13 protein-coding genes are annotated in these 13186 nt (G+C 65.5%); 8 read left to right on the top strand and 5 right to left on the bottom strand.

Annotated elements, in window-relative coordinates; translation table 11 throughout:
- The first annotated feature begins 153 nt into the window (after positions 1 to 153).
- From LB577_RS02035 to LB577_RS02025, 3 genes are all read left to right on the top strand, one after another.
- The gene (locus tag LB577_RS02035; protein ID WP_224685449.1) at positions 154 to 810 is read left to right on the top strand and encodes a glutathione S-transferase family protein; all 657 of its coding nucleotides are present in this window, start codon (positions 154 to 156) and stop codon (positions 808 to 810) included.
- A gap of 277 nt (positions 811 to 1087) precedes the next feature.
- Entirely contained in the window at positions 1088 to 2590 is a 1503-nt protein-coding gene (locus LB577_RS02030) for an ATP-binding protein (RefSeq protein WP_224685340.1), read from the top strand.
- A gap of 217 nt (positions 2591 to 2807) precedes the next feature.
- Entirely contained in the window at positions 2808 to 3413 is a 606-nt protein-coding gene (locus LB577_RS02025) for a sulfotransferase domain-containing protein (RefSeq protein ID WP_224685339.1), read from the top strand.
- Between the two features lie 87 nt (positions 3414 to 3500).
- On the opposite strand, the gene LB577_RS02020 is transcribed toward LB577_RS02025, so the two are convergent.
- Complete coding sequence (locus tag LB577_RS02020; RefSeq protein WP_013894422.1) at positions 3501 to 3779, bottom strand: usg protein; 279 nt, start codon at positions 3777 to 3779, stop codon at positions 3501 to 3503.
- A gap of 511 nt (positions 3780 to 4290) precedes the next feature.
- Between LB577_RS02020 and LB577_RS02015 the strand changes: the two genes are divergently transcribed.
- The 5 genes from LB577_RS02015 to LB577_RS01995 all read left to right on the top strand — a co-directional run bounded on the left by LB577_RS02015 (position 4291) and on the right by LB577_RS01995 (position 8167).
- On the top strand, positions 4291 to 4605 hold the full coding sequence (locus tag LB577_RS02015; RefSeq protein WP_023768249.1) for a co-chaperone GroES: 315 nt from the start codon (positions 4291 to 4293) through the stop codon (positions 4603 to 4605).
- Between the two features lie 57 nt (positions 4606 to 4662).
- Positions 4663 to 6294, top strand: a complete 1632-nt coding sequence (gene groL / locus LB577_RS02010) for a chaperonin GroEL (protein ID WP_224685338.1) — start codon at positions 4663 to 4665, stop codon at positions 6292 to 6294.
- Positions 6295 to 6362: 68 nt separating this feature from the next.
- Positions 6363 to 6578 carry a hypothetical protein gene (locus LB577_RS02005; protein WP_013894426.1) on the top strand — a complete coding sequence of 72 codons (216 nt, stop codon included), beginning with the start codon at positions 6363 to 6365 and terminating at the stop codon, positions 6576 to 6578.
- Positions 6579 to 6638: 60 nt separating this feature from the next.
- Positions 6639 to 7349, top strand: coding sequence for a DUF982 domain-containing protein (locus LB577_RS33240; protein WP_224685337.1), 711 nt, complete (start codon positions 6639 to 6641; stop codon positions 7347 to 7349).
- Between the two features lie 215 nt (positions 7350 to 7564).
- The gene (locus tag LB577_RS01995) at positions 7565 to 8167 is read left to right on the top strand and encodes a cupin domain-containing protein (RefSeq protein WP_224685336.1); all 603 of its coding nucleotides are present in this window, start codon (positions 7565 to 7567) and stop codon (positions 8165 to 8167) included.
- 32 nt (positions 8168 to 8199) lie between these two features.
- On the opposite strand, the gene LB577_RS01990 is transcribed toward LB577_RS01995, so the two are convergent.
- The 4 genes from LB577_RS01990 to LB577_RS01975 form a co-directional block, all read right to left on the bottom strand.
- Positions 8200 to 9180, bottom strand: a complete 981-nt coding sequence (locus LB577_RS01990) for an ABC transporter permease (protein ID WP_140576540.1) — start codon at positions 9178 to 9180, stop codon at positions 8200 to 8202.
- Positions 9181 to 9394: 214 nt separating this feature from the next.
- The gene (locus tag LB577_RS01985) at positions 9395 to 10366 is read right to left on the bottom strand and encodes an ABC transporter permease (protein ID WP_224685335.1); all 972 of its coding nucleotides are present in this window, start codon (positions 10364 to 10366) and stop codon (positions 9395 to 9397) included.
- A complete protein-coding gene (locus tag LB577_RS01980) occupies positions 10363 to 11913 on the bottom strand; it encodes a sugar ABC transporter ATP-binding protein (RefSeq protein WP_224685334.1) in 1551 nt (516 codons plus the stop codon). Before LB577_RS01980 ends, LB577_RS01985 begins: the two co-directional genes overlap by 4 nt.
- A gap of 229 nt (positions 11914 to 12142) precedes the next feature.
- Positions 12143 to 13177, bottom strand: coding sequence for an ABC transporter substrate-binding protein (locus LB577_RS01975; RefSeq protein WP_224685333.1), 1035 nt, complete (start codon positions 13175 to 13177; stop codon positions 12143 to 12145).
- Positions 13178 to 13186 lie beyond the last annotated feature (9 nt).

The raw sequence follows: 13186 nt of genomic DNA, 5'->3' as shown, positions 1-13186 counted from the left end.
GGTACGAGATGAAGTGTCGCCTCGCCATCGGAGGCGGTCAACCCAAACTTTGTAGGATTATACCGGCCACAGCCGTCCTGGGTCTGGCGATACTCGCCAGGACAAGGAGAGCATATGAGTGACGAGATCGAGCCGATGCCGGCCGGAGGCGAAATGAAACTCTACTTCAGCCGCAATCCCAATCCGCGCCTGGCGGTCGCGGTTGCGCGTTACCTCAAGGCTGATGTGACCTTCGAATTCGCCTCACCCTTCGCGCCGGGGCAAGCGGAGCGATTTCGGCCGCTCAATCCCAATCTTTCCCTGCCGATACTGGCGTGGCCGGGCGGCAGCCTGTGGGAAGCGGACGCCATCGCTTGCCGGCTGTCGCGCGACGTCGGATCGGATTTCTGGCGCACCGGCAATGACGAGCCCGAGATGATCCGCTGGCTAAGCTGGGGCAAGGAGAACTTCGCCAGGGCCTGCGACATGGTGCATTTCGAGCGCGGCACCAAGCAGCGCTATCATTTAGGCCCAATCGATCGCCAACTGGTCGAGGAGGGGCTGAAGCTGTTTCACACGATGGCGGCGATCCTGCAGGCGGCGCTGGCAGGGCGGCAATGGCTGGTCGGGGATCGGGTCTCCTACGCCGACTTCCGCATGGCGACTTTCCTGCCGTTCAACGATGTCGGCGGCCTGCCGGTCGGTGATTATCCCATGCTTGCCGGCTGGTATCGCCGGCTCGAAGCGATCGAGGCCTGGCGTGACCCGTTCAATGGGCTAGATGCACCGCCCTTGCCGCCGGTGCCGCGGCAGGGCGATGGGTGGAGCTGACGACCGGCGTATACACAAAGGAAACTTGAAACGCCGGTCGCCGGGCGGGGTTGGGACGCACCACGTTGGGGCGCGATGCAAAGTCAGGCTACGCGGATGTCCGGCATCTTCAATTCGAACGCCGGCCCATGGTGAACAACCGGTTACTATCCACAGGCTCCATCCGGCAAACGGCATCTCTCGCGGCTGTGCGCAACGTCGGCCTGCCGGCCATCGGTGCTCGACGGGCCATGCTCCGGTTGATAAGCCCGTCTGCGAAGGAGCTGATGAGTCTGGCATGACCGTTGCGATCGAGATGGGAAACACGACGGCAGGCGCCCCGGCGACGCTCGATCTCGAGGAGCTGCTGGCGACCCGGCTTCTGGTGCAGGGCAATTCGGGCTCCGGCAAGTCGCATCTGCTGCGCCGGCTGCTGGAGCAGAGCGCGCCCTGGGTGCAGCAGACCATCGTCGACCCGGAAGGCGACTTCGTGTCGCTGGGCGACCGCTACGGGCATCTGGTGATCGATGCCGAGGAGCATACCGAGCGCGGCTTGCAAGCCGCCGGGGAGCGGGCGCGCATCCACCGCGTCTCGACCGTGGTCAATCTCGAAGGGCTCGATGCCGAGAACCAGATGCGGCGCGCCGCCGCCTTCCTCGGCGGGCTGTTCGAGGTTGCCCGCGACCACTGGTATCCGATGCTGGTGGTGGTGGACGAGGCGCAGCTGTTCGCGCCGGCCGTGGCCGGCGAGGTTTCGGACGAAGCGCGCAAACTGTCGCTCGGCGCCATGACCAACCTGATGTGCCGTGGCCGCAAGCGCGGGCTGGCCGGCATCATCGCCACGCAGCGGCTGGCCAAGCTCGCCAAGAACGTCGCGGCGGAAGCCTCCAATTTCCTCATGGGCCGCACCTTCCTCGACATCGACATGGCGCGCGCCGCCGACCTTCTGGGCATGGAGCGGCGGCAGGCCGAGGCTTTCCGCGACCTGGAACGCGGGCAGTTCATGGCGTTGGGTCCGGCACTGTCGCGCCGGCCGCTCGGCCTGCGCATCGGCCCGACCGATACCAGCCCCCGCAACGGCACGCCACGGTTGATGCCGCTGCCGGAATCCGCGCTCGAGGATGCCCGCGCCGTCATCCTGGCCGCCCCGCCGCCCGAAACGGCGCGCGCGCCGCGCCGGACGGCGTCGCCGGACCTGCTCGACCAACTGATGGCGGCGAAGTCGGCGGCCCTGGAAATCCGCCCCGAACCAGCTGAGCCGCTGATCAGCGCGGAGGATCTGGCGGAGCGGCGCGAGCGTGTCGACCGCGTGCTGCGCGCCGTGCTGGCCGAGCCCGATGCGGGGTTCCGCGTCATCGGCGTGCTCTATCAGGAGTTCGTGGTTCGCTGCCGCATCGAGGGCCTCGCCTCGGTCGTGCCGGACCTGCCCGCGTTCCGCCGCATGCTGACGCGAGCTCGCGCCGGCCTCGGCTCCGAGACGACGCAGGATGACGCATGGAGGGACGTTTCCGTCCGCGCCTCGCTGCTGCCCGACGACATGCAGGGCGTGTTCATGATGATCGCTCGCGCGGCGAAGGAGGGCTGGCCGTGCCCGAGCGATGCCGCGATCGCGCGCGCCTATGGCTCGCACTCGCTGCGCCGTGCCCGGCGCCTCCTGACCTATATCGAGGAGCAGGGGCTCATCGTTTGCCAGCTCGACGGCACGGGAAAGCGCACCGTGACTCTGGTCGAACTCGCCTGGGCAACGGCGCCCGGCGACCCCAACGCCGAGGAGGCGGAGCAAGGGAGCCTGGCGCTGTGAGGGGGCCATGACGCGTTCAACACCCGACGGATCGCATAGGCAGGCTGAGGGCAAGGTCGCCCGGGTGCGTATCATGGGGACGCCGAGGTCCGGCACGAATCTCGCGAAGCACCTGGTGGAAACTCATCTCGGGGTGTCTGTCGTCTTCGACCAGGGCTTTTGGAAGCATGGGATCTTTCCGGCCCTGATGAACGGACGCGACCTTGGATATGGAGACTTGCCCATCATCGTGATGAGCAAGGATCCCATCACCCAGCTCCTGTCATGGTTCCGCTTCAGCCGAAACGACAGCATTTTCCGGCCGGCCAAACATCTCGGTCCATTCCTGAACAGGCCATTCGAACTCAAGCAGGATTTTGCGCACCCAAAGATGGCCTACAGGTTCCGCACACCTGCCGATTATTGGAACCAGTTTTACTTTGCCATGGAAGCCCTGCGCCGCACCGGCGCACCCGTGCATTTCGTGGCCTATGAGCAGCTCGTTTGCGAACCTGCGCTTTGCCTCGGTGCGATTTCCCGGTTCCTCGATCTTTCTCCGCCTTTCGACGCCGGCACCACCGTGACCATCCCTCGGCACGCGATCGGTGCGAGCAATGACATCGACCGGCCCGCGGATCCGGCCGCCAACCAGGGCCCGTTCGATCCGGCGCGCGCGGATCTGGCATCGGCGCTCGCCAGGATCGGATGGCGCAATGCACGCCTTATCCTAGCCGACATCGATGGCGACGTGCTTGCTGCAACGGGCCGAGCCGGGTTTCGCAGGACCTGCCGGGAAGCGATCGGCCCAACGGCGATATTGAGGTCGTTGATCGGCTTCTGGTGAGCTGGTGCCGCGCGTCGCCTCCAAATGTCTACTTCGACTTCCGACCCAGCCCCATGGATTTGGCGAGTTTGGAGCGGGTCGCTCGCGCTACTGGATAGCGATGATGCCGTCGATGGCCCGCCATTCCGAAGGCTGGATCAGCCGGTGGTGGGCGACGCGAACCGAGTGCAGCGGGCCTTCGAGTTCGCGCTCCCAATAGGATAGGAACCCGTGAAGTTCGGGGAACTCGGGCGCAAGGTCATAATCCTGCCAGACATAGAGCTGGAGCAGGCTCGGATGATCGGGCAGGTGATAGTGAATCTCCGCCGTGGTCAGGCCGTAGCCTTCCATCTGGAGACGGAATTCCTTGCTGACGCTTGCGATCATTCGTTTCTCCTTCCTGTCGGGTATTAGGCATCCAGCCTGTCAAAAGGGTGATGGAATCGCCGCTCGGCTGGCGTAGTGCCGAGACGCCGCCGTCGCTGGTAGCCTGGAGCAGGCGGTCAAGCGCGCGGTTGGAGCTTTCGGCGGCAGGGGTGGATTTGAGCGGCGAACAAATCTGTTGGTCCATCGATGTGCTCCGTCTGCAAACAACTCCTTGAGCGGATCGCGGTTCCGGCGCCCGGGATGCGCCGGCCGCCTATAATCTGTTGAACAAAGATCGAAGATTCAAGCCGGCATCCGACCTGGATAAGGTCGCGATAACAGGCTCTTGGCACTCGCGGCGCATGAGTGCCAAAATTTTTTGGCGGGGCTCTTGAAACCGAAAAACGGCAAAACTAGCTCGATATGCGCGCGCGATGCCTGAGCAAGGGTCGCTGCGTTCCGCGCCGGCCGATTTTGCCGGTCCGGTTGCGGAGGAACCGCGAAAAACATGTTTGTCCAGAAGGAGAACGAAATGGCGTTCCGTCCATTGCATGACCGTATCCTGGTCCGCCGCATCGACGCCGAGGAAAAGACCGCGGGCGGCATCATCATTCCCGACACCGCCAAGGAGAAGCCGCAGGAAGGCGAGGTACTCGCTGTCGGTCCCGGCGCGCGCGACGACGGCGGCAAGCTGGTCGAGCTCGACGTCAAGGTCGGCGACCGCATCCTGTTCGGCAAGTGGTCCGGCACCGAAATCCGGCTCGACGGCCAGGATCTGCTCGTCATGAAGGAAAGTGACGTGATGGGCGTGATCGAAGAGGCCGCGCAGATCAAGAAGGCCGCCTGACGGCTTCTTGGAAATTCAACCAGTCAACGAATGCTGCCTAGATGAAGGAGTGATCCAATGGCTGCCAAAGAGGTTAAATTCCATACCGAAGCGCGCGAGAAGATGCTGCGCGGCGTCGATATTCTTGCCAATGCGGTGAAGGTGACGCTCGGCCCCAAGGGCCGCAACGTGGTGATCGACAAATCGTTCGGCGCCCCGCGCATCACCAAGGACGGCGTCACCGTTGCCAAGGAGATCGAGCTTGAGGACAAGTTCGAGAACATGGGCGCGCAGATGGTGCGCGAAGTGGCGTCCAAGACCAACGACATCGCCGGCGACGGCACCACGACGGCGACCGTTCTTGCCCAGGCCATCGTCAAGGAAGGCGCCAAGGCGGTTGCCTCGGGCATGAATCCGATGGACCTGAAGCGCGGCATCGACAAGGCCGTGGAGGCGGTGGTGGCAGAGCTGAAGGCCAATGCCCGCGACGTGACCAGGAATGACGAGATCGCGCAGGTCGGCACCATCTCGGCCAACGGCGATGCCGAGATCGGCCGCTTCCTCGCCGAGGCGATGGAGAAGGTCGGCAATGAAGGGGTGATCACCGTCGAGGAGGCCAAGACCGCCGAGACCGAGCTCGAAGTCGTTGAGGGCATGCAGTTCGACCGCGGCTATCTCAGCCCTTATTTCATTACCAATCAGGACAAGATGCGCGTCGAACTCGACGAGCCCTATGTGTTGATCCACGAGAAGAAGCTCTCAAACCTGCAGGCGCTGCTTCCGGCGCTGGAGGCGGTGGTGCAGTCGGGCAAGCCGCTGCTGATCATCGCCGAGGATGTCGAGGGCGAGGCGCTGGCCACGCTGGTGGTCAACAAGCTGCGCGGCGGCCTCAAGGTTGCTGCCGTCAAGGCGCCCGGCTTCGGCGACCGCCGCAAGGCCATGCTGGAGGACATCGCCATCCTCACCGGCGGCACGGCGATCTCGGAAGATCTCGGCATCAAACTGGAGAATGTGACGCTGGAGATGCTGGGCCGCGCCAAGAAGGTGGTGGTCGAGAAGGAGAACACCACCATCGTCGACGGTGTCGGCCGCAAGGAAGAGATTCAGGGCCGCGTCGCGCAGATCAAGGCGCAGATCGAGGAGACCACCTCGGACTACGACCGCGAGAAGCTGCAGGAGCGGCTGGCCAAGCTTGCCGGCGGCGTCGCGGTGATCCGCGTCGGCGGCTCGACCGAGGTCGAGGTCAAGGAGCGCAAGGACCGCGTCGACGATGCGCTCCATGCCACGCGCGCGGCAGTCGAGGAAGGCGTGCTGCCCGGTGGCGGCGTCGCGTTGCTTCGAGCCGCCAGGGCGCTTGATGCCGTCCAGACCGACAATCCCGACCAGAAGACCGGTGTCGAGATCGTGCGCCGCGCGATCGAAACGCCGGTGCGCCAGATCGCCGAGAATGCCGGCGCCGAAGGCTCGATCATCGTCGGCAAGCTGCGCGAGAAGAGCGAGTTCGGCTGGGGCTGGAATGCGCAGACCAACGAGTTCGGCGATCTCTATGGCCAGGGCGTGATCGACCCGGCCAAGGTGGTGCGCACGGCGCTGCAGGACGCAGCCTCCGTCGCCGGCCTGCTGGTGACCACCGAGGCGATGGTGGCCGAGAAACCGAAGAAGGAAGCCGCCAGCCCGGCGATGCCCGCCGGTGCCGGCATGGATTTCTGAGCCCATGCATGACCGCCCGCTCCCCGGCTGGGGAGCGGGCATCAGGATGAAATCGAGCGGAGGTAAACATGGATGCGATGGCTGGCCTTGGACCCCTGCCGGCGCCGACACATGAGGCAAAGGAGTTCCTGGCCTACGAAAAAGAATGCCGCAGCGTGCTGCAGCCGCGACTGGCAGGGCTGCTCGACATGGCCGAAGCCGCCGGCTGGAGCCGGCGCACCGCCGCCTCGGCGCTGATGTTCCTGGCGGCGCAGCAGGTGTCGGCGGCGGCTGCCGGCGGTTGAACCGGCGAGCGATGTTCGCCGCACAGAAGATGAAGGGCGTTGTTGTTTGGAGGTGGAGACGTGATCGCGGGCCGGTTGCGTGAATGCCTGAGAATACTGAGATGGGAGGCGGCTGACCTCGCCGCCGAACTCGGCCGTCCGCAAGGAGAGATTGCGGCCTGGCTTGACGGCCGCAGCCGATCTCCATTTGCCGTCGCCGCCTGGCTCGAGGCGCTGGTGAAGGCACACAGGATGTTGCCGGCGCCAGGCAGGGGCATGCCGGCGCTGGACTCAGCCAACATCGGGCCGGCCAACATCGGGCCGGCCAGGATCGAACTGCCCAGGTCGAGCCGGGCGCGATCGGCGGTGCCCAACCGGCGGCTCAATCTTCCATACAAGACATCCATGCACCCTGTCGGCGGCGGCGGGCCGCGCTCTCCTGTGTCAGGTCCGCCGCAGGTGCCGCATAATCGAGAGGAGGCAAAAGCCATGAATCGCGGGCAGTTTGAAGAACCGGTCACCGTTCTGGTCGGAATGGGCTTTCCGGTTGGGATCGAGAATGTGATGGAAGCCTACGCCCTGTTGCAGGATTGGCCGGCCGCCGGCCGCAACGGCGCGCACGCCATTGCGCTCAACGCCTGCAAGGCCGGCATTGCCGGCGAGATCGACCCCGAAACCGTGCGGGCAACGCTGGTCAGCTTTGCACGACGCAATGACATATTGGTGCAGGACATGGTTGCGCCGGCCGTAGCGCTGGGCGATGCGCCGCGTGCGGGCGAACTCGCGGGTTGACCATAGGGCCCGCCGCTCGGCTTTCGCGCCAGGCGGCGGGCACAGCCTTGATGGAACCAAGCGACGGGCACACAGGTTTAGAGCAATTCCAGGAAAAGTGTGACACGGTTTTCCGTCCGGAATTGCGTAAAAACAAAGAGATAGAGCGGTTCGCCGTTTCCGTGAAACGGTGAAATGCTCTAGCCGGCGTCGGTTCCCTGATGCGAGGCCATGTCATGAGCATCCTGCAAAGCATGAAGAAAGCAGCCGAACAGGTTACCGGCGTTGCAAGACCAGACAGGCGACAGGCCGCCGATCTCGTAAGGCCGCGAAAACCGAATGAATTCAGGTTCAGGGACGATGGTCTGGTGCCCAACCATCCATCCTGGCCGCTTGTCGTCTATCGCGGCGCCGTGCGGCTGCCGCAAGAATTCGATCCCGCAGCGGTCATGGAGGAGCTTTTCGGCGCCAATGGCTGGGGCGACAACTGGCGCGACGGCATCTACAGCTACGTTCATTACCATTCGCGCATCCACGAAGTGCTCGGCGTCGCGCGCGGCACGGCCAAAGTTCAGTTTGGCGGCGATAAGGGACGAACGCTGGCGCTGAAGGCGGGCGATGTCGCGGTTCTCCCGGCCGGCACCGGACACCAGCGGATCTCGGCGTCCGGCGACTTCCTCGTGGTTGGCGCCTATCCCGCATCCGGCACCTACGACATATGCACGACCACCGCCGACCACGCCAAGGCGATCGTGACGATCCCCAGGGTAGGCCGTCCGCGAAAGGACCCTGTCTATGGAAGCGAGGGGCCGTTGCTGACGGCCTGGAAGAAAGACTGAGGCGGTTCCAGCGAAGGCCAGGCGGTCGGGAACTACCGCTCCTCCACTATCCGCAAATAAGCCGCCGTCACGAACAGCACGATCAGCCCGAACAAGATCCGTCTCGCCCCCTCCGGCATCTGCAGGATGGTCAGCAGCGTCGTTAGCACGGTGAGGATCAAGGCGCCGATGATGGTGCCGGTATAGCCGCCGCGGCCGCCGAAGATGGAGGTGCCGCCGATGACGGCGGCGGCGACCGAGGGCAGCACCAGGGGTTCGGCGAGCGAGAGCGACGGGGCCTTGATGAGGCCGATGTAGAGCAGACCGGTGATGCCGGCGAGCACGCTGGAGGTGATGTAGAGCGCGGTGATCACCTGCCAGTACTGCACGCCCGACAGCCGCGTTGCGCGCTCATTGTCGCCGACTGCGTAGAGCAGGCGGCCGAAGCCGGTGCGGGCGAGCGTGAAGACGATCAGCGCGGCGAGCGGCACGAACAACAGCAGGGCGTTGGGAAAGCCCGAGGTGACGCCGGTGCCGAGCCAGGCGAGGAAGTCAGGGATTTTGGCGCCGGACGCGATCACCGTACGCTGGTAGACCTGCAGGCAACCGGTGCCGATCAGGCTGGTGCCGAGCGTCATGATCAGCGGGTGGACGCGGAAGACGCCGACGCCGATGCCGTTGACCAACCCGATCAGCACCGCCGGCATCATCGCCAGCAGGAAAGCCACCGCCGGGTCCTGGTTGACGACTTGCGTCGCCATGATGAAGGCGCTCATCGTCGCCACCGTGCCGACCGACAGGTCGATGCCGCCGGTCAGCATGGTCATGGTCTGGCAGCCGGCGAGGATCGCCAGCGGAATGGCGAATTTGATGGTGTTGGCGATCCAGCGCTCGTTGACGATGCCGGGGCGCAGGATCTGCAGGATCACCACCAGGATGACGAGCAAGATGATCAGCGGGATCAGCGGCCGGTCGGCCATGAAGCGCTTTAGGCGGCGGCCGAAGGGGACGGGGGTGATCGCGGTGGTGCTCATGGGGTGGCTCGCGATAGAGTTGGCGCGACGCATCTTTCCCTTCTCCCCTTGTGGGAGAAGGTGGATCGGCGCGATAGCGCCGAGACGGATGAGGGGTGCTCCAGCGGAGTGAGACGTTGGCGTTCCCTGGACCCCTCATCCGTCTTGCCGCTGCGCGGCAATCCACCTTCCTCCACAAGGGGGGAAGGTGGAAGCGCATGCCGATGCACCCTCATCATTGCCGCCCCCGCATGGTAATAAACGCGCCGAACATAACCACGGCGACCATGATGGCGCCTTCGATGATGGCGGTGACGTTGGGGTCGATGGCGAGCAGGGTGAGATCCGTGCGCACCAGGCGCAGCACGAAGACGGCGACGATGGGGCCGAGCAGGCCGCCTTTGCCGCCGCCGAGCGCCACGCCACCCAGCACCACGGCGGCGACGCTGGCCAAGAGATAGGGGCCGGGAATGGGAGCGCCGATGCCGGTGCTCATGGTCAGCGCCAGCCCGCCCATGGCTGCGAACAGGCCTGACAGCGCATAGGCGACGATGCGGGTACGGGCGACCGGCACGCCTGAGCGGAACGCCGCCAGTTCGCTCGAGCCGATGGCGTAGATGGAGAGGCCGAGGCGCGAGCGCCTGAGCGGTATCCAGACGATGCAGAGACAGACGATCAGCACCAGCAGCGCCTTGGGCAGCCAGGCGTCGATGGCGTCGGGCAGGCCCGGTGTCGGCACGGTGCCCGAGATCAGCGCCTTCAGCCATTCGGCGGCACTTCCGCCCGGCGCGCCGAGCACCAGAAGGGCGGCACCCTGCAGCACGAACAGCATGGCCAGCGTGACGACGATGTCGGGCACGCGGGTGACGACGATCAGCATGCCGTTGACGGCGCCGAGCACGAGGCCCATGGCAAGCACGAAAGGCACCACGAACAGCGCGTATTCCTCGCTCGCGCCCGCCATCATCGAGGCGGCGGTAACACTGGTCAGCGCCATCATCGCCGCGACCGACAGGTCGATGCCGCCGGCGATCACGACCACCGTCTGCGCGGCGACAGCGAAGGCATAGGGCAGAACGGCGCGCGCCAGCGAGCCGAAGTCGCCGCTGCCATAGCCCGGCTGGATCAGCTTGGTGACGATGAACAGCACGATGAGGAGAGCGAACAGGCCGGTGACCCAGCCTTGGCGACGCAGGAAATGGCTCAAGGCGCCGCCTCCGGCGCATCGGAAGTGTTCGCGGTGGGGTCAGCCAAAATGCCGACATCGGCTTTGACGCCGCGCGGCAGGCCGTAGGCGGTGCGCATCAATGCCGGTTCGTCGGCTTCCTCGACCGGGAAGATGTCGACCAGGCGGCCGCCGAAGATGACGATGACGCGGTCGCAGACGCGTTGCACCTCTTCGAGTTCCGAGGTGTAGAACAGCACCGACTTGCCGTTGCCGGCAAGTTCGCGCAGCAATTTGTAGATCTCCTGCTTGGTGCCGACATCGATGCCGCGGGTCGGGTCGAAACACAGGATGGTGCGGGCATCTGCCGCGATCCAGCGGGCGATGGTCACCTTCTGCTGGTTGCCGCCGGACAGGCGTTGCACCTCGCCCTGCGCGCGGGTGTCGATCTGCAGCCGCTCGATGGCGCTGGCCACCTTCGCGCGCTCCCGGCGCATTTTGATCGGCCCCCAGTGGCGGAACGCAGCGCTGAAGGGCAGGGCGATGTTCTCGCGCACCGAGCGCTGCATGGCGAGCGCCTCGGCGCGGTCGCCCGGCACATAGGCGATGCCGGCACGGATGGCGTCGATCGGGTGCGAGAACTTTGCCGGCTGGCCGTCGACCTCGATGGTGCCGCCGGATGGGCGGATCGAGCCGGCCAAGGCTGAGAACAGTTCGTCCTGGCCCTGGCCTTCGAGCGCGACGACGCCGGCGACTTCGCCATCTCTAAGATCGAAGGAGACATCGCTGAGCTTGGTGCCGACGCGCAGGTTGCGCACGGTTATGCGCGGCCGGGAGGCGATGGGCGCCGCCTTTTCAGCAGCGCTGCGGGCGGCGACATGGGTCTTGACGATGCGTGTGCCGAGCATCAGCTCGACGATCTTTTCCTCGACACCGGGCACGATGTCGACGACGCCGACGGTCTCGCCGTCACGCAGCACGGTGGCGCGGTCGCACAGTGCGGAGATTTCGACGAAGCGATGCGAAATGAAGATCACGGCGCGGCCCGAGTCGCCTTGGCGGCGCACCACTTCCAGCACCTTCTCGGCGAGGTTGGCGGGGAGTGCGGCCGTCATCTCGTCGAGCAGCAGCACGTCGGGCTCGACGGCAAGTGCCCGCGCCAGGTCGAGCACGCGCAGCACGGCCAGCGGGATGTCGCGCGCGGTGTCGCGCAGGTCGAGGTCGGGAATGCCGAGTTCGCGCACCCAGGCGCGGAACGGCTCGACCGGCGTGCCGGTCAGCCGCAGGTTGGAAAGCACGTCGAGATCGGGGATCAGCGACGGTTCCTGGTAGACCGGCAACAGGCCGGCGCGGCGTCCGGCGGCCGGCGAGCGTATGTCGCGCGCCTCGCCACGGATCAGGATGCGCCCGGCATTGGCTTGGATGGCGCCGGTCAGGATCTTCACCAGCGTCGACTTGCCGGCGCCATTGGCGCCCATCAACGCATGCACCTCGCCCGGCAGCACGGAGAGGGACGCGTTGCGAAGGGCGGCAACCGCGCCGTAATTCTTGGCGACGCCGGTGGCGTCGAGGAGAGGGCTGGTGGTCAAATTGTTGGGTCTCGGGTCAAGCTGTTCAGGTATTTGTGGAACCGACTGGCCGCAACGGTGACCTTCCCTTCTCCCCTTGCGGGAGAAGGTGGCCTCGCGAAGCGAGGTCGGATGAGGGGTGCTCCAGGGAATACCAACGTCTCACTCCGCTGGAACACCCCTCATCCGTCTCGGCGCTGCGCGCCGATCCACCTTCTCCCGCAAGGGGAGAAGGCAGAAGCGCGGGTGCTTACTCTCCCGGGCCCTTGCAGGCCACGATCTGCTCCTTCGTGTACGTCGTCCAGTCCGGGATCGAGATCGAGACCGGCCATTCGGGGCTGAGCGACGGGTCGGCGGCGGCCTTCAGCTTGGCCTTGCCTTCGTCGGTCGCGTTGTCCCACAGCTGCGGGTCGACCAGCACGGTCTGCTGCGCCGGCTTCTTGCCGTCCAGGATCTGCAGCGCCAGCGTGACACCAGCACCGCCGATCGAGCCGGGGTTGGTGACGGCAGCGCCGACGAGGCCCTTGACCGAGCTCAGCTGGCCGACGAAGCCCGCATTGTCGGCGCCGACCACCGGCACCAGCGGCGCCTGCGATTCAACCAGCGCGTCAACAATGACGTTGTCGATGCCGGACGTCCACACGCCGTTGAACGGCGTGCCGGTGGCCAGGAACGACAGCATCTGCTGCTTGGCCTGGTCCTGCTGCCAGCCGGTGAAGACCTCCTGTGCGACCTTCACGTCGGGGAATTCGGCCAGCGCCTTCTTGAAGCCCTTGTCGCGATCGGAATCGGCCGAAGCGCCGGCGGCGCCGCGCATGTAGAACACCTCGCCCTTGCCGCCCATCTGGCCGAACAGCCACTTGGCGCCGAGATAGGCGTATTGTTCCTGGTTGTTGGAGATGATGTAGGCCGACGGTTCGGTGACCGCCTGGTCGACGGCGACGACGACGATGCCGGCCTTGGTGGCTTCCTCGAGGCCCGCCTTGATGCCGGCCGGATCGGCGGGGTTGACGACAATGGCGTCGACCTTGGCGCTGATCAGGTTGCGGATGTCTTCCAACTGGCCGGCGGCATCGGTGTTGCGGTGGGCGATGTTGAGCTTGGCGACCTCGCCGGACGCGAGTGCCTGCGCCTTCATGGCGCAGACCATCTCCTCGCGCCAGCCATTGCCCTGCACGGTGTTGGAGATGCCGATCGTGTATTTGCCGGCGGCGGCAGAGACGCCCACCGAGGCCAGCAAGGCGGCACCCGCAAGGAGCGGGACCATGGTCAGGATTTTTTTCATTTCAGACTT

It is taken from the genome of Mesorhizobium sp. B283B1A (genome assembly GCF_020165735.1).
Lineage (GTDB): Bacteria > Pseudomonadota > Alphaproteobacteria > Rhizobiales > Rhizobiaceae > Mesorhizobium > Mesorhizobium opportunistum.
Note: the sequence above shows the minus strand (reverse complement) of the source record. Positions and strands in the feature narration are given on the sequence as shown.